Raw genomic sequence first — 16,750 nt, 5'->3', positions numbered from 1 at the left:
GGGGTCGCTGAATCGTGGAGAACCTGATTGCGCTGCTGATTGCGGCGCCTCTGCTCGGAGCGGCGGTCCTGCTGTGCGGCGGCCGGAGACTGGACGCCGTCGGCCACTGGATCGGCACGGTCCTCGCCGCCGTCTCCTTCGTGATCGGCGTCGTCCTCTTCGCCGATCTGCTCGGCAGGAGCGCCGACGACCGCACCCTGACGCAGCATCTGTGGTCCTGGATCCCCGTCGAGGGCTTCAAGGCGGACGTCGCCTTCCAGCTCGACCAGCTGTCGATGACCTTCGTGCTGCTGATCACGGGCGTCGGCTCGCTGATCCACCTGTACTCGGTCGGGTACATGGAGCACGACGAGCGGCGCCGCCGCTTCTTCGGCTATCTGAACCTGTTCCTCGCGGCGATGCTGCTGCTGGTCCTCGCCGACAACTACCTCCTGCTGTACGTCGGCTGGGAAGGCGTCGGCCTGGCGTCCTACCTGCTGATCGGCTTCTGGCAGCACAAGCCCAGCGCGGCCACCGCGGCGAAGAAGGCCTTCCTGGTCAACCGCGTCGGCGACATGGGCCTGTCGATCGCCGTCATGCTGATGTTCACGACCTTCGGGACCTTCGCCTTCGCCCCGCTGCTCGGCACCCAGGAGGAACCGGGGATCGCCGGTGACGCGAGCGAGGGCACGCTGACCGGCATCGCCCTGCTGCTGCTGCTCGCCGCCTGCGGCAAGTCCGCCCAGGTGCCGCTGCAGTCCTGGCTCGGGGACGCGATGGAGGGCCCGACCCCGGTCTCGGCCCTCATCCACGCCGCGACGATGGTGACCGCGGGCGTGTACCTGATCGTCCGCTCGGGCGCCATCTTCAACGCGGCGCCCGATGCCCAACTCGTGGTCACGGTCGTCGGCGCCGTCACGCTCCTGTTCGGTGCGATCGTCGGTTGCGCGAAGGACGACATCAAGAAGGCACTGGCCGGCTCGACCATGTCGCAGATCGGCTACATGGTGCTCGCCGCGGGCCTCGGCCCCATCGGCTACGTCTGGGCGATCATGCACCTGGTGACGCACGGCTTCTTCAAGGCCGGGCTGTTCCTCGGTGCCGGTTCGGTCATGCACGGCATGAACGACGAGGTCGACATGCGCCGGTACGGCGGCCTCAGGAAGTACATGCCGATCACCTTCGTCACCTTCGGCCTCGGCTACCTCGCCATCATCGGCTTCCCGGGCCTGTCGGGCTTCTTCTCCAAGGACAAGATCATCGAGGCGGCGTTCGCCAAGGGCGGCACCGAGGGCTGGATCCTCGGCGGCGCGGCCCTGCTCGGCGCGGCCATCACGGCGTACTACATGACGCGCGTGATGCTGATGACGTTCTTCGGCGAGAAGCGCTGGCAGCCGGACGCGGACGGCCATGAGCCGCACCCGCACGAGTCACCGAGGTCCATGACGATCCCCATGATCGTGCTGGCCTTCGGATCGGTCTTCGCGGGCGCCTTCTTCACCATCGGCGACCGCTTCCTGAACTGGCTGGAGCCCGTCACCGGGGACGACCACGGCCATTCGCCGCTCAGCGCGACGACGGTCACCCTGGCCACCATGGTCGTTCTGGTCGTCGGCGTCGCCATCGCCTACGGCCAGTACGGCCGCCGCCCGGTCCCGGTCGTCGCCCCGCGCGGGTCGATGCTCACCCGGGCCGCCCGGCGCGATCTGCTCCAGGACGACTTCAACCACGTCGTCCTGGTCCGCGGCGGCGAACACCTCACACGGTCCCTGGTGTACGTCGACCACACCCTGGTCGACGGCGTCGTCAACGGCACGGCGGCCTCGGTCGGCGGCCTCTCCGGCCGGATGCGCAGGGTGCAGAACGGCTTCGTGCGTTCGTACGCGGTCTCGATGTTCGGCGGTGCGGCGATCCTCATCGCCGCGACCTTGCTGATGAGGGCGGTCTGATACCGATGTCCTTTCCTCTGCTGACAGCGACGGCGGTGCTCCCCGCGATCGGGGCCGTCGCCACGGCCGCCGTACCGGCCGCCAAGCGCGACGCCGCCAAGTGGCTGGCGCTGCTCGTCTCGCTCGCCACGCTGGTCCTCGCGGTCGTCGTCCTGGTGCGCTTCGACCCGGACGGAGCCCGCTACCAGCTCACCGAATCCCACGCCTGGATCAAGGACTTCGGGGTCCGCTACGAGCTGGGCGTGGACGGCATCGGGGCCGTGCTCGTCGCGCTCACGGCGCTGCTGATCCCGTTCATCGTCCTCGCGGGCTGGCACGACGCCGACCCGATGGAGACGGGCAGCAGGCGCTGGCGGCCCACGCAGGGCTTCTTCGCCCTGATCCTGGCCGTCGAGGCGATGGTGATCCTCTCCTTCGAGGCCACCGACGTCTTCCTCTTCTACATCTTCTTCGAAGCCATGCTGATCCCGATGTACTTCCTCATCGGCGGCTTCGGGGACCGAGCCCATGAGCACGGCGAGGAGGTGGCGTCGACGCAACGGTCGTACGCGGCCGTGAAGTTCCTCCTCTACAACCTGGTCGGCGGTCTGATCATGCTGGCCGCGGTGATCGGGCTCTATGTGGTCGCCGGGAACTTCAGCCTCCAGGAGATCGCCGAGGCCCGGGCGAACGGCTCGCTGGACATGGCGACCGACACCGAACGCTGGCTGTTCCTCGGCTTCTTCTTCGCCTTCGCGGTGAAGGCGCCGCTGTGGCCGCTGCACACCTGGCTGCCCAACGCCATGGGGGAGGCCACCGCCCCGGTCGCCGTGCTGATCACGGCGGTCGTGGACAAGGTGGGCACCTTCGCGATGCTCCGCTTCTGCCTCCAGCTGTTCCCGGAGGCGAGCAAGTGGGCGACGCCCGTCATCCTCGTCCTGGCGCTGATCAGCATCATCTACGGGGCGCTGCTCGCCGTCGGCCAGCGGGACATCAAACGGCTGGTGGCGTACGCGTCGATCTCGCACTTCGGGTTCATCATCCTGGGCATCTTCGCGATGACCAGCCAGGGCCAGTCGGGCGCGACGCTGTACATGGTCAACCACGGGATTTCGACGGCCGCGCTGATGCTGGTCGCCGGCTTCCTGATCTCCCGGCGCGGCTCCCGGCTCATCGCCGACTACGGCGGGGTGCAGAAGGTCGCCCCGGTGCTCGCCGGCACCTTCCTGATCGGCGGCCTCGCGACCCTGTCGCTGCCGGGCCTCGCGCCCTTCGTGAGTGAGTTCCTGGTCCTGGTCGGCACGTTCGCGCGCTATCCGGCGATCGGCATCATCGCCACCTTCGGCATCGTCCTCGCCGCGCTCTACACCCTCGTCCTCTACCAGCGGACGATGACGGGCCCGGTGAAGACGGAGGTCGCGAAGATGCCCGACCTGCGGGCGCGGGAGCTCGTGGTCGTGGCCCCGCTGGTGGTGCTGCTGATCTTCCTGGGCGTCTATCCGAAGCCCGTCACGGACATCGTCAACCCGGCGGTCCAGCAGACCATGTCCGACGTACAGAAGAAGGACCCCCAGCCCGAGGTGGAGGCGGCCAAGTGAGCGCAGTAGCCGTCCACAGCCTGTGGACAACCGCGGCCGATCCGATCTCGAAGATCGACGCGCCGAAGTTCGAGTACGGACAGATGTCACCCACCCTGATCGTCGTCGGCGCGGCGATCGTCGGGGTGCTGGTCGAGGCGTTCGTACCGCGCAAGTTCCGTTACTACGCGCAGGTGTTCGTTTCCGCCGTCGCGCTCGCCGCCGCCTTCGCCGCGGTCGTCGCGCTCGCGGCGGACGGGTACGGCACGACCAAGGCGCGCATCGCGGCGATGGGCGCGATCGCGGTCGACGGGCCGGCCCTCTTCCTGCAGGGCACGATCCTGCTGGCGGGCCTGGTCGGCCTGTTCACCTTCGCCGAGCGGCGGCTCGATCCGGCGGCGCACGGCAACCGGGTCGACTCGTTCGCCGCGCAGGCCGCCTCCGTGCCGGGCAGCGACAGTGAAAAGGCCGCGGTGAAGGCCGGGTTCACCACGACCGAGGTGTTCCCGCTGCTGCTCTTCGCCGTCGCGGGCATGCTGATCTTCCCCGCGGCCAACGATCTGCTGACGCTCTTCGTGGCCCTGGAAGTCTTCTCGCTGCCGCTGTATCTGATGTGCGCGCTGGCCCGCCGCAAGCGGCTCATGTCGCAGGAGGCGGCGGTCAAGTACTTCCTGCTCGGCGCGTTCGCCTCCGCGTTCACGCTCTTCGGCATCGCGCTGCTGTACGGTTACGCGGGCTCCGTGACGTACGCGAAGATCGCGCAGGTCGTCGACGGCACGGTCACCACCGTCGACCCGGCCCTGGTGGACACCATGGGCAACGACGCGCTGCTGCTGATCGGCGCCGCGATGATCGTCATGGGGCTGCTGTTCAAGGTGGGCGCCGTGCCGTTCCACATGTGGACGCCGGACGTCTACCAGGGCGCGCCGACCCCGGTGACCGGGTTCATGGCGGCGGCGACCAAGGTGGCCGCGTTCGGCGCACTGCTGCGGATCCTGTACGTCGTGCTGCCCGGGCTGCGCTGGGACTGGCGGCCGGTGATGTGGGGCGTCGCGGTCGTCACCATGCTCGGCGGTGCGATCGTCGCGATCACGCAGACCGACATCAAGCGGATGCTGGCGTACTCGTCCATCGCGCACGCGGGCTTCATCCTCGCCGGTGTCATCGCGACCACGCCGGACGGAGTGTCGTCCGTCCTCTTCTATCTGGCCGCGTACTCGTTCGTGACGATCGGCGCCTTCGCCGTGGTGACGCTGGTGCGTGACGCGGGCGGCGAGGCGACCCACCTGTCCAAGTGGGCCGGGCTGGGGCGCAGGTCGCCGCTGGTGGCGGCCGTGTTCGCGGTGTTCCTGCTGGCCTTTGCGGGCATTCCGCTGACCTCCGGTTTCGCCGGAAAGTTCGCCGTGTTCAAGGCGGCGGCGGAGGGCGGAGCGGCTCCGCTGGTCGTGATCGGTGTGATCTCGTCGGCCATCGCGGCGTTCTTCTACATCCGCGTGATCGTGCTGATGTTCTTCAGCGAGCCGAGCCCCGAGGGCCCGACGGTCGCGGTCCCGTCGCCCTTGACGACGACCGCGATCGGGGTCGGCGTGGCAGTCACACTGGTCCTCGGAGTGGCACCGCAGTACTTCCTGGACCTGGCGAGTCAGGCGGGGGTGTTCGTGCGCTGACGCGGCGCTCGCCTCTACTGGTGCCACAGCGGCCCGGCTCTCTCGGGGGAGCCGGGCCGCTGTGGTGCGGTGGGGCGGGCTACTGGTCTTTGACCCGGCGTGCCTTGATCGCCGTCAGGTCCAGGTCCACTGTGAACGGGACGTCCAGTTTCATGCGCCCACGGAAGATGCCGGTGCTGGTGTAGGTGCCGGTGGTGGGCTCCAGTTCGAAGACGTGTACCGCGGCACGGCCGTTCTCGTTCTCGACCCGCCAGAAATGGGGGATCTCGGCCCTGGCGTACTTCAGGGGCTTGGTCTCCCGGTCCCGGGAGAGGGAGTCCTCGGAGACAACCTCGATGGCGAGGACGACGGCCTCCGCCGGGAATCGGGTCTGCTGTGGGTCCACCTCCTCCGCGCGCACTACGACCACGTCGGGCTCGGGCCTGTTCTGGCGATCGATGTCGATCGTGAATTCGCGGACGACCTCAAGATCGGCAGGGGCTACGGACTGAAGCTGCCATTCGAGGAAGCTCGCAGTGCGTACGTGAAAGAAGGTCTGCGGACTCACGAAGACCAGGCTCCCGTCGATCAATTCCGTGTGCGGAGGAAGATTCGGGAGGCGGTCCAGGTCGTCGGCGGTCCAGCCGCCCTCCGGCGGGGTCGGCCAGCTGGGCGTGGACGCCTTCGGTGCGACGCTCATCAGTGCTCCCATGGGACGGAGTCTCGCCGGTGCTTTCAGACTATCGGGCGGAAACGGGCGGGTCGTCCACGTACGTGTGAACGAGTGTCGCGCCGTTGACCTAGGTCGCATCGGCAGCTTGTGGATAACTCCGGCGCTGTCGGTGCGGGCCCCTATCGTGGAGGCAGTGGTCGAGGGACGACGTACGGGGGCACGGTGATGGGTGGGACGGGCGGGATCAGGGAGATGCCAGGGGTGAGGGAGAGCGAGGCGCTGGCCACGCTGCACCGGGTCTTCGGGTACGAGGGCTTCCGCGGTGAGCAGCAAGCGGTCATCGAGCATGTGGTGGCGGGCGGTGACGCCGTCGTGCTCATGCCGACCGGTGGCGGCAAGTCGCTGTGCTACCAGATCCCGGCGCTGGTCAGACCCGGCACGGGAGTCGTCGTCTCCCCGCTCATCGCGCTCATGCAGGACCAGGTGGACGCGCTGCGGGCGCTCGGCGTGCGCGCCGGATTCATGAACTCCACGCAGGACTTCGACGAGCGCCGGGTGGTCGAGGCCGAGTTCCTGGCCGGCGAACTGGACCTGCTGTATCTCGCGCCGGAGCGGCTCAGACTGGACTCCACGCTGGACCTCCTGTCCCGCGGCAAGATCGCGCTCTTCGCAATCGACGAGGCGCACTGTGTCTCCCAGTGGGGCCACGATTTCCGCCCCGACTATCTGGCCCTCTCCCTCCTCGGGGAGCGCTGGCCGGACGTCCCGCGGATCGCCCTCACCGCGACGGCCACGCATGCGACGCACCAGGAGCTCACCCAGCGGCTGAACATGCCGACGGCCCGGCACTTCGTGGCGAGCTTCGACCGGCCCAACATCCAGTATCGGATCGTGCCGAAGGCGGACCCGAAGAAGCAGCTGCTGTCCTTCCTGCGCGGGGAACATGCGGGCGACGCGGGCATCGTGTACTGCCTCTCCCGCAACTCCGTGGAGAAGACGGCGGAGTTCCTGTCGCGCAACGGCGTAGAGGCGGTGCCGTATCACGCGGGCCTCGACGCGGGCACCCGAGCGGCCCACCAGTCCCGGTTCCTGCGGGAGGACGGCCTGGTCGTGGTGGCGACCATCGCCTTCGGCATGGGCATCGACAAGCCGGACGTCCGCTTCGTCGCCCACCTCGACCTGCCCAAGTCGGTCGAGGGCTACTACCAGGAGACGGGCCGCGCCGGCCGTGACGGACTGCCGTCGACGGCCTGGATGGCGTACGGCCTCAACGACGTCATACAGCAGCGCAAGCTGATCCAGTCGAGCGAGGGCGACGAGGCGTTCCGGCGCCGGGCCGCCGCCCACCTCGACTCGATGCTCGCGCTGTGCGAGACGGCCACCTGCCGCCGGGGACAGCTCCTCGCCTACTTCGGCCAGGACCCCGATCCGGCCGGCTGCGGCAACTGCGACACCTGCCTCACCCCGCCCGAGACCTGGGACGGCACGGTGGCGGCCCAGAAGGTGCTGTCGACGGTGGTGCGGCTCCAGCGCGAGCGCGGTCAGAAGTTCGGTGCCGTGCAGATCGTGGACATCCTGCTGGGGCGGCGCACGGCCAAGGTGATCCAGTTCGACCACGACCAGCTGTCCGTGTTCGGCATCGGCGAGGAGCTCACTGAGGGCGAATGGCGTGGCGTCGTACGGCAGTTGCTGGCCCAGAGTCTGCTGGCGGTCGAGGGGGAGTACGGCACGCTGGTGCTGACCGAGGCCAGCGGATCGGTGCTGCGGCGCGAGCGGGAGGTGCCCCTGCGCAAGGAGCCGAAGAAGCCGGAGACCTCACGGACGGCTTCGGGAGGCTCGGGCCGGAGCGAGCGCAAACCCAAGGCTGCGGCGGCCGAGCTGCCCGAGGAGCTTCAGCCCGCCTTCGAGGCCCTGCGCGCCTGGCGTGCCGAGCAGGCCCGCGAACAGGGCGTCCCGGCGTACGTCATCTTCCACGACGCCACGCTGCGGGAGATCGCCACGGTCTGGCCCACCTCGGTGACCCAGCTCGGCGGCATCAGCGGGGTGGGCGAGAAGAAGCTGGCGACCTACGGGGAGGGTGTGCTCGCGGTGCTCGCCGGGCTGGGCGCACCGGCCGGGGCGGCGTCGGGCCCGGCGGGGCCGGACGGCCAGAGCCCGGCCGGCGGGGCGAGCCCGGAACCGGACGACTGGCCCGAGCGGGACACGGAACCGGAACCGGAGCCGGAGCCGGAGCCGGACGACTGGATATAGACACGGGCTGAGCAGCCCGGCGCTGACGGGGTGCCGCCTGCGCCCACCTTTCCCTTCAACCCTCCCCCACTCGGCTTCAGCCTGCCGCCGGCTACGGCAGCGCCGTCAGACCCGGTGCGAACGTGATCAGGAGGGGCAGCAACGGCACGAGCGCCGCCACCGCTGTCGTCAGGGCCCGGTGTCGGCGGTCCAGGCGGGGCGGGGGGTGGAGGAGACGGTTGACGCGTTCGCCCAGGAGGCGGTTGCTGGACGCGCAGGACAGAACGCCTCGGTGCTGGTTGAGTTCGATGAGGGCCAGCGCGGTGGTCAGATGGCCGCAGCGGCGGGACGCGGTGTCGTCGGCGGCCAGTTCCACCAGCCGGTGGGTCTGGTCGCAGAAGTGGGCGAAGAGCGGGATGCCGGGAAAGCCGGTGGCCAGCGCGGTGGACAGATGCAGCAGCCAGTCGTGGCGGGCCCGCGCATGGCCGCGCTCATGGGTGAGGACGGCGTCGAGCTGGTGGTCGGTGAGGCGGTGCAGCGCCCCGGTCGTGACGACCAGTTGGGGCGGGTGACCCGGCATCCACCAGGCGTCCGGGTACTCGTCCTCCAGGACCAGCAGGGGTCCGCGGGCGGCGGGCAGTCCGGCCGGCAGGTCGGGAGCACGCTCACGCAGCTGCGCCCGGGCCCGGCCGCGCCGCCGGAACGCCTCGACGAGTTCCCGGGCGAGCATCGCCGTCGTCCAGGCGGCCCCGCCGGCCAGCAGCAGCGTGAGGGCGATGGCCCAGGGCGGGGCGGCCGACAGGTCGTACGCCGCGGTCACGGACGGCGGGGCCGGGGCGAAGACATGGTCGCGGACGGTGTGGAACACCGCCGCCGCACCCAGCACCAGGGCCGTCAGACAGCACAGCAGCACCGTGGCGACCAGGCACTGCCACACCCACAGCGCGACCACCGGTTCCCGCTGCGGCCACCGGGCCCGGGTCAGCGCACGTGGGACCGGCACGGCGGCCGTCACGGCGACAGCACTCAGCAGGAGCAGGCAGACAGTCATCCACGGGCTCCGGATCCTGGTCGGAAGAAGGGAGGCTACGGCTCGTAAGTATGACGGCGCGGACGCCAGGAGTCAGGGGGGCGAACCATGCTCACCCCCTGGGGCATGTCTCAACTCCCGGCCACGATCCGCCCGGTGACCTCACCGAGCCCGACCCGGACGCCGTCCGGCCCCGGTGCCCAGGCCGTCAGCGTCACCACGTCCCCGTCCTCCAGGAACGTGCGCTTGCCGTCGGGGAGGTCGAGCGGGTCGCGGCCGTTCCAGGTCAGTTCCAGCAGGGAACCCCGCTCCCGCTGGGTCGGACCGCTCACCGTGCCGGAGCCGTACAGGTCGCCGGTGCGCAGGGAGGCGCCGTTGACGGTCATGTGGGCGAGTTGCTGCGCGGCCGTCCAGTACATCGTGGAGAAGGGAGGTTCGGAGACGATGTGACCGTTGATCGCGACCGAGATCCGCAGGTCGTAACCGGCGGGCTCCTCCTGTGAGTCGTCGAGATACGGCAGCAGCGCGTGTGTGCGCTCCGGCGGGGCCACGCGCGCCTCCTCCAGCGCGTCCAGCGGTGTGATCCACGCCGACACCGAGGTGGTGAAGGACTTGCCGAGGAATGGGCCGAGGGGGACGTACTCCCAGGCCTGGACGTCCCGCGCGGACCAGTCGTTGAGCAGGCAGAGCCCGAAGACATGGTCGCGGAAGGCGGCGAGCGGCACCGGGCTGCCCAGCTGCGACGGCGTGCCGACCACGAAGCCGACCTCCGCCTCGATGTCCAGGCGGACGGAGGGGCCGAAGACGGGCGCGGGGTCGGAGGGGGCCTTGCGCTGCCCTGACGGCCGTACGACGTCCGTTCCCGACACCACCACCGTGCCCGAGCGGCCGTGGTAACCGATGGGCAGGTGCTTCCAGTTGGGGGTCAGGGAGTCCTCGGCGTCCGGGCGGAAGATCTGGCCCACGTTCCGGGCGTGGTTCTCGGAGGCGTAGAAGTCGACGTAGTCCGCGACCTCGAAGGGCAGGTGCAGGGTCACCGACGACAGCGGGTGGAACAGGGGCTCGATGGTCTCCCGGTGGGACGGCACCGTGACCCACGCCGTCAGCGCGCGCCGCACGTCCGACCAGGCGGTGCGGCCCGCGGCCAGCAGCGGGTTCAGGGTCGGGCGGGCGAGAAGGGAGACGTACGGGGAGCCGAGCGCGGCGGCCGCCGCGCCCGCGTCCAGGATGGTGTCGCCGAGCCGCACGCCGACCCTCCGCTCGGTGGAGCCGGGGAGCGAAAACACGCCGTACGGAAGGTTGTGCGGGCCGAAAGGGTCGCCCTCGGCGACATCGAAGGGGGGCATGGGGTGCTGCCTCACTTTCGTGCGTTCCGTGGTCACCTGATCTGTCAGGTGGTCGCGGCACACGTTACGTCCGGGACCCCGTTCCTGGGCAGTGCCACCTGAGGCGGCCGCCCCATGTGGCGCTCCGCTTTCGCTTGTGTGCGGGACGTTGTCCACAGGCCGGTCCGCAATCTTGACGGAGTGGTGCGAACAGGGAGACTCTGGGCGGGTGCCGGAACACCTCGGGGAGGGGGTGTTCCGATGGCACATCAGGGGGGCGGATGGCCATTGGGGAGGCCGGCCGCACGTCGGCGCGCCGGGGCTCACAGCCGAAGCGGCTGGAAGAGAGCCTGCGCGGGCGACTCGGCCGGGAATGCGTGTACGTACCGTCGTGCCGGTTCGGCCTGTATCTGGCGCTGCGCCACTGGTGCCCGCCCGGCGGCCGGGTGCTGATGTCGCCGGTCAACGACGACGTCATCTTCTTCGTCGTCCTGGCGGCGGGCCTGCGGCCCGTGCAGGCGCCGCTGAATCCGCTGGACGCGTCCATCGACGTCGACGCCGTGCCCGACGAGGTGTGGGGTTCGCTGTCCGCCGTACTGACCACGAACCTGTACGGCAATCCGGATCCGGCACCCGGACTGCGCACCCGCTGCGACGCGTTGGGGATACCGCTGTTCGAGGACGCGGCGCACGCCATCGGCAGCGAGGTGGGCGGGCGTCCGGTCGGCGCCTGGGGCGACGCCTCCGTCTTCAGCCTGTCCAAGCATGCCGCGGCCAAGGCCGGCGGGATGCTGGCCGTCGCCGACCCCGGACTGCGCGAGGCGCTGGAGAAGGCCGGCCGTGACCTGCTCGCTCCGGTGCGGACCACCTCCGAACTGGCCTACGCCGTCCGCCCCTGCGCGGAGGCGGCCGTGCGCGGGCTGCGGCTGCGGCGCGCCGCCTGGGCCACTATGCGGCTGCTGGGCCGGATGGAGCGCGAGGAGATCCGGATGCCGCTGCGTCCGGACGAACTGGCCCGCGCAGGCGCCCTTGCCCCGGATCTCGGGGCGTACGACTCGTGGGTGCGCGTCGACCTGCACGACTACCGTCTGCGGTCCGGCCGGCTGCGGCTCGGCCGCATCGGCCGCAGGCTCGACCGGCTGGACGAGACCCTGGCCGCCTGCCGCTCGGGCACGGAGCTGCTCCTGTCGACGAGGTGGGCGAAGCCGCGCGGCGCCGTCCAACCGCTGTTCCGTGTACCGCTCTTCGTCGAGGACCGGGACGCCGCGATCGCCGCGCTGGCCCGCCGCGGCATCCTCGTCGGCTACCTCTACGACCCGCCCCTGGACGACTACGCGGGTGCGGAGTTCACCGACCCGTCGCCCGCGCCCGAGGGGGCCCGCTGGTTCGCGCGGCACGCCCTGCCCGTGGATCCGCTGCGGGCTCCCCGGGTCGTCGAGGTGCTGGAGGAGTCGGGGGCGCGGCCGGTGGAGGTGCCGAGAGGACTTGGTTCGTCCCGTGTCTGAGACACAGGTGCACGAGCCCGCCGCGGCCCGCGCCGACGGCGGCCCGACGACGCCCAAGAGCCCTCCCGCATCCGACTCGATGTTCAAGAACGCCTACTTCCTGATGCTCAGCACCGGTGTGTCCGCCGTGCTCGGCCTGGGCTTCTGGCTGGTGGCGGCCCGCTACTACGCGGAGGAGGCGGTCGGCCAGGGCTCCGCCGCCATCGCCGCGATGCGGCTGCTCGCCAGCATCACGGCGACCACGATGATCGGCGCGGTGGTGCGCTTCGTGCCGCTCGCCGGCCGTACGACCGCCTCGCTGGTGTGGCGTGCCTACGCGGCCAGTTCGGTGGTCGTCGCCGTGGCCGCCGTCGTCTTCCTGCTCACGCTCGACCTGTGGGGGGCGTCGTACGCGCCGCTCGGCACGACCGGTGCGGGGGTGCTGTTCGTCGCGGCCTGTGTGGCCTGGGCGCTGCTCACCCTTCAGGACGGGGTTCTCACCGGGCTGCGCAAGGCCGAGTGGGTTCCGGCCGGCAACGCGGTGTTCTCAGCCGGGAAACTGGGCCTTCTGATCGTCTTCGCCACCACGCTGCCGGCTCTCGGCATCTTCGTGTCCTGGGCCGTGGCGATCGCGTTCTCCACCCTGCCGCTGGGCTGGCTGATCTTCCGCAGACTCATCCCGCGCCAGGCCGCGGCGGACCGCCACATGGAGCCGCCGCGACTGCGCGACATGGGACGGTTCCTGGCCGGTGACTCGCTCGGCGCCCTGTTCAGCCTGGCGATGATCAACCTGCTGCCGGTGATGGTCGCGGTCCGTTTCAGCGCCGCGGAGAACGGCTTCTTCTACGTGGCGTACACCGTCGGCGGCACGATGGAGTTCATGGCCATCAACATGGCCTCGTCGCTCACCGCCCATGCCTCGCACGACCCGCGCCGGCTCGCCGACGGAGTCCGCGGAGCGCTGCGCCGGATGGCCCTGCTGCTGGTGCCGGTGATCCTGGTCCTGGTGGTCTTCGCGCCGCAGATCCTCGCCCCCTTCGACGAGGACTACGCCGAGCACGGATCGACGGTGCTGCGGCTGCTCGCCGCCGGTGCGCTGCCGAGGGTGGCCGTGGAGCTGTACATCGGGGTGCTGCGCGTCCAGGGGCGCACCGGTGCGCTCGCCCTGCTCCAGGGCACCATGTGCACGCTGGTGCTGGGCAGCGCGGCGGCGCTGTTCGCGTCGGCCGGTATCGCGGGCGCCGGGTGGGCGGTGCTCGGCAGCATGACGCTGATGGCCCTCGTCTGCGTGCCCGGTCTGCGGACCGCGCTGCGCGGCACCGGTGACCGTATGCGCGCCGACCTGGGCCGCGCTCCCGCCACGCCCGCCTACGGCACCCGCTGGGCCCGGCTCAACGAGACCGCCGGGTACGGCACGAGCTGGGCCCGCCGGGCGGCGTACGAACACGGGGAGCCCCCCGAGGACACGGTCACCCTGTTCATCGGCCACCTCGGGTACGAACGCGAGGCACTGGAGGCGGACACGCTGGCCCTGATAGTCCGCCCGAACCCAGAGGCGGCAACCACCGAACAGGGCACGGAAGCGGACACGTCCGCCACGGACGACGAGCGCGTACGGCACGAGGGGCCCGGAACTACCACCGCAGCCTGGGAGCGGCGCCTCCGGCTCGGTCTGTGGGCACTGCTCGGCGCCTGCGTCCTGCTCTTCTGCGCGGCCGTACGCGGACTGCCGTGGCTGTCCGCCGCGTCCCAGGCCGCTCTCGGCGGGCGGGAGTTGCTGGAAGCGCTGCCGCTGGGTGCCACGGCCGCCGCGGTACTGATGCTGCTGGTGTACGTGGCAGCGGCGACGCTGTGTTCCCCGGGCGACGTATGGCTGCCCGGCAGCGCGCTGGGTGCCTTCACGCTCGCGCTGTACGCCGCTCCGGTGGCCCTGGGCCGGGAACCGCGGCCGGTCGGCGGGGCGTGGTACGCGGAGACGGCCGGTTCCCTCGCGAGGGCACTGGGCCTCGACGGCCCCGGTCCGCTGGTGCGCTGGGCCCCGCCCGTCCTGCTGATGCTGTGCCTCGTACCGCTGTGGTCGCTGCTCGCGCGTGCGGGCGGACGGCTGCCGTGGGCGGGGTGCTGGGGGGTCATGTATCTCGCCGCGGTCGGCGGCTGGGGGTGGCGGCAGGAGCTCGCGCCGCTGGCCCTGCCCCTGTTCGTCCTCCTCGTCCTGCTGGTCGTCCTCGCCCTGCTCCTGTCGCTGCGCCGCGACACCCGGGCGACGGAACCCGCGCACCCCACCGGACCGAATAACACAACCAGGAACTGACCAGGCACAAGAACCGAGCACAAGAAACGAGTACAAGACCGAGCCGCGCCAACGGAGCCGAGCCGCCAGGGGGGAATCACCGTGCGTCCGCCAGCAACTTCACGGGAGAGATCCGAGCCGGAGCCCGTACCCGGGCAGCAGACCCCCGGCCGCCAGGAGACGCAGTCCGGGGCCGAGCCGGAAGCGGCCGGCCTGCCCGCGCGGAAGGCACCGGACCGCTCCTCCCAGGAGTCGCACGGACACACCGAAGAAGCCGTGACGGACCTCTCCGATCTCTCGGACCTCTCCGACCTCCCGGCGTGGCCGCCCCGCGTCGGCCGGGCCGCCTGGCCGGCCGCGCCGTTGCCGGCCGCGCTCGCCCTGTGGGGGTACGCGGTCACGCACACCGATGTCTCCGAGCTCGACGACTTCGGTCTGGTCTCCGCCCTGCACCCGACGTTCTGGCTCGGCCTGGCCGTTCTCGTGGCCGGCTTCTGGTTCACCGTCCGTGACCCGCGCCGCAGCCACTCCTGGTCACTGGCGTACGTCCTCGGGCTGCTGGTGATGGAGCGGGCCACCCAGGCCGTCGTCTACCCGACCCCGCTGTACGCCTGGGCGTGGAAGCACGACGCGGTCGTCGACCATCTGCTGACGTCCGGCGGGCTCCAGACGTCCAGGGAACTCGGCGACTTGGCGGTGTACGACCAGTGGCCGGGCTTCTTCGCCGCCCAGGCGGCGCTGGTGCGGCTGGTGGGCGTGGACTCCGCCGCGATGTACATGGCCTGGTGGCCGCTGGTGTCCAGCCTGATGCTGCTGCTCCCGCTGCTGTTGATCTACCGCACCTTCACCGCGGACCGGCGGCTGATCTGGACCGCGGTGTGGATCTTCTACGTCGCCAACTGGGTGGGCCAGGACTACTTCTCCCCGCAGTCGGTGGCGTTCGCCCTGCATCTCGGCGTCCTGGCCGTGGTGCTGCGCCGGTACGGCCCCACCGGCACCGGCGCCGGTGGGCAGCGGTCCGCGCTGTGGACGCTGGTGATCACCGTCATGGTCGTGGCGATCGTCATCTCGCACCAGCTCACCCCCGGCATGCTGGCGGTGTCGCTGGCCGCGCTCTGCCTCACCCGCCGCTACCGCGACTGGACCCCGCTGATCACCACAGTCGTGATCTTCCTGGCCTGGTGTCTCACGGCCGCTCTGCCCTTCCTGTCCGCCGCGCTGCCCGACATGATCCGTTCCGTCGGCGACATCGGCGGCAACCTCTCCACCGGTTACGAGGCGACCCCGACCGGCACCGGAGCGGTGGCGACGTCCTGGGTGGCCCGGCTGCTGTCGGGCTCGGTGCTGCTGCTGGCGGTGTTCGGCGTGCTGCGCCAGCGCGTGCTGCGCCACCGGGCCCTGCCGCTGGTGCTGCTCGCGGCGGCCCCGCTGCCGATGTTCGCGGCTAGCAGCTACGGCGACGAAATGATCTTCCGGGTGCTGATGTTCATGCTGCCCGGCGCCTGCTTCTTCGCCGCCGCCGCGCTGCTGCCCAGGGTGTGCACCCTGGCCGCCGACGCCGCCGCGCGGGAGGGACGGCCGCAGACCGTCCCTCAGGGTCTCCGGTTCGGAACCTGGGTGCCGCTGCTCGCGCTGGTCGCCGGAACGCTTGCGTTCGTGCCGAGCTACTCGGGCAAGGACCGGATGAGTTACTTCCCCCCGCGGGAGGTGGACCTCGTCCGCGAGGTGTTCGACCGGGCGCCGAAGGGTTCTCTCGTCGTAGCGGCCGACCGTAACTACCCGTTGGCGTACGCTTCGTACTGGAATGTGGACCACTACTGGTTCCTGGAGGACACCCGCGGTCATGTGGACCAGATCCTCGAGAACCCGGCCGCCACGCTCGCCCGGGACATGTCCGTGGTGGAGCCGCCGGGCCGTGCCTACTTCCTCCTCACCCAGGGGCAGTTCGCCGACTCCGAGATGAACGGCCTGCTCTCCGGCGCCGAGTTGAGACGCATCGAGCGGTCGGTCGCCGCCTCGCCCCTCTTCGAACGGGTGGCGGGCAATGGCGCCGGAGTGGTGTACGTGCTGAAGGGAGCGAGCCGATGACACCGCAGGAACTCGTGATCCGCATGCTGCCTCCGTTCGGCGGCTGGCTGGCGCTGGCCGCGCTGACCCTGCCCGACGCGTCACCGCTGCGGGCTGCCGCGGTCGCGGTCTTCCTGGCGGCGGGCCCGGGCGCGGCCGTGGTCAGAATCGGCGGGCCCGCGCTGCGCTCGCGGCCCGCCGAAAGCCCCGTCGACCGACGGGACCCCGACTTCGCACGCCACTCCGACCTGCTGGAGCGGCTGATGCTGGTGGTCTTCCTGAGCGTGGGCGTCGTACTGATCGCCGCGACGGTGCTGATCGCCGGCCACGCCTTCAGCGGGCAGCGCGTGCTGCTGGCACTCACCGTGCTGACCACGCTCGCCGCGTTCTGCCCGCCGCTGCGCGCGTCCCCGCCGCCGAGGACACGGAAGGGTTCCGCTCCGTGAGGTCTGCCCGTACCTCTTCCCGTACTTCTCCCCGTACTTCTCCCCGTACTTCTCCCCGGACCCTCGCCCGTTCGCT

The 16,750-nt window shown here is 70.7% G+C and carries 11 protein-coding genes; 8 read left to right on the top strand and 3 right to left on the bottom strand.

Annotated features, from left to right (window positions below):
• The first annotated feature begins 14 nt into the window (after positions 1 to 14).
• Genes nuoL through nuoN form a run of 3 tightly spaced genes read left to right on the top strand, consistent with a single transcriptional unit; the run spans position 15 to position 5,151 of the window.
• Positions 15 to 1,928 (top strand): NADH-quinone oxidoreductase subunit L, encoded by a 1,914-nt coding sequence (gene nuoL, locus F7R91_RS22520; RefSeq protein ID WP_150950909.1) that lies wholly within the window; start codon positions 15 to 17, stop codon positions 1,926 to 1,928.
• A 5-nt stretch (positions 1,929 to 1,933) separates the two neighbouring features.
• Positions 1,934 to 3,505 carry an NADH-quinone oxidoreductase subunit M gene (locus F7R91_RS22515; RefSeq protein WP_150950908.1) on the top strand — a complete coding sequence of 524 codons (1,572 nt, stop codon included), beginning with the start codon at positions 1,934 to 1,936 and terminating at the stop codon, positions 3,503 to 3,505.
• On the top strand, positions 3,502 to 5,151 hold the full coding sequence (gene nuoN / locus F7R91_RS22510; protein ID WP_150950907.1) for an NADH-quinone oxidoreductase subunit NuoN: 1,650 nt from the start codon (positions 3,502 to 3,504) through the stop codon (positions 5,149 to 5,151). The genes F7R91_RS22515 and nuoN overlap by 4 nt, the downstream gene beginning before the upstream one ends.
• A 79-nt stretch (positions 5,152 to 5,230) precedes the next feature.
• Here the strand turns inward: nuoN and F7R91_RS22505 are convergent, their stop codons facing one another.
• Positions 5,231 to 5,830, bottom strand: a complete 600-nt coding sequence (locus tag F7R91_RS22505; protein WP_150950906.1) for a Uma2 family endonuclease — start codon at positions 5,828 to 5,830, stop codon at positions 5,231 to 5,233.
• A 198-nt stretch (positions 5,831 to 6,028) separates the two neighbouring features.
• Here F7R91_RS22505 and recQ point away from each other — a divergent pair, with 198 nt between their 5' ends.
• Positions 6,029 to 8,053 carry a DNA helicase RecQ gene (gene recQ, locus F7R91_RS22495; protein WP_150950904.1) on the top strand — a complete coding sequence of 675 codons (2,025 nt, stop codon included), beginning with the start codon at positions 6,029 to 6,031 and terminating at the stop codon, positions 8,051 to 8,053.
• Between the two features lie 91 nt (positions 8,054 to 8,144).
• On the opposite strand, the gene F7R91_RS22490 is transcribed toward recQ, so the two are convergent.
• The gene (locus F7R91_RS22490; RefSeq protein WP_150950903.1) at positions 8,145 to 9,083 is read right to left on the bottom strand and encodes a M56 family metallopeptidase; all 939 of its coding nucleotides are present in this window, start codon (positions 9,081 to 9,083) and stop codon (positions 8,145 to 8,147) included.
• A 110-nt stretch (positions 9,084 to 9,193) separates the two neighbouring features.
• Positions 9,194 to 10,408 carry a fumarylacetoacetase gene (gene fahA / locus F7R91_RS22485; RefSeq protein ID WP_150950902.1) on the bottom strand — a complete coding sequence of 405 codons (1,215 nt, stop codon included), beginning with the start codon at positions 10,406 to 10,408 and terminating at the stop codon, positions 9,194 to 9,196.
• 260 nt (positions 10,409 to 10,668) lie between these two features.
• Here fahA and F7R91_RS22480 point away from each other — a divergent pair, with 260 nt between their 5' ends.
• From F7R91_RS22480 to F7R91_RS22465, 4 genes are all read left to right on the top strand, one after another.
• Positions 10,669 to 11,892: a DegT/DnrJ/EryC1/StrS family aminotransferase gene (locus tag F7R91_RS22480; RefSeq protein ID WP_150950901.1), complete on the top strand. Its 1,224-nt coding sequence runs from the start codon at positions 10,669 to 10,671 to the stop codon at positions 11,890 to 11,892.
• Positions 11,885 to 14,182 (top strand): lipopolysaccharide biosynthesis protein, encoded by a 2,298-nt coding sequence (locus F7R91_RS22475; protein WP_150950900.1) that lies wholly within the window; start codon positions 11,885 to 11,887, stop codon positions 14,180 to 14,182. Before F7R91_RS22480 ends, F7R91_RS22475 begins: the two co-directional genes overlap by 8 nt.
• An 81-nt stretch (positions 14,183 to 14,263) precedes the next feature.
• Positions 14,264 to 16,249 carry a glycosyltransferase gene (locus tag F7R91_RS22470; RefSeq protein ID WP_150950899.1) on the top strand — a complete coding sequence of 662 codons (1,986 nt, stop codon included), beginning with the start codon at positions 14,264 to 14,266 and terminating at the stop codon, positions 16,247 to 16,249.
• Positions 16,246 to 16,674 carry a hypothetical protein gene (locus F7R91_RS22465; RefSeq protein ID WP_150950898.1) on the top strand — a complete coding sequence of 143 codons (429 nt, stop codon included), beginning with the start codon at positions 16,246 to 16,248 and terminating at the stop codon, positions 16,672 to 16,674. The genes F7R91_RS22470 and F7R91_RS22465 overlap by 4 nt, the downstream gene beginning before the upstream one ends.
• Positions 16,675 to 16,750: the final 76 nt, after the last annotated feature.

The sequence above is a fragment of the Streptomyces luteolifulvus genome, from assembly GCF_008806595.1.
Lineage (GTDB): Bacteria > Actinomycetota > Actinomycetes > Streptomycetales > Streptomycetaceae > Streptomyces > Streptomyces luteolifulvus.
The sequence above is the reverse complement of the archived record's forward strand: the minus strand, read 5'-3'. Positions and strand labels throughout refer to the sequence as shown.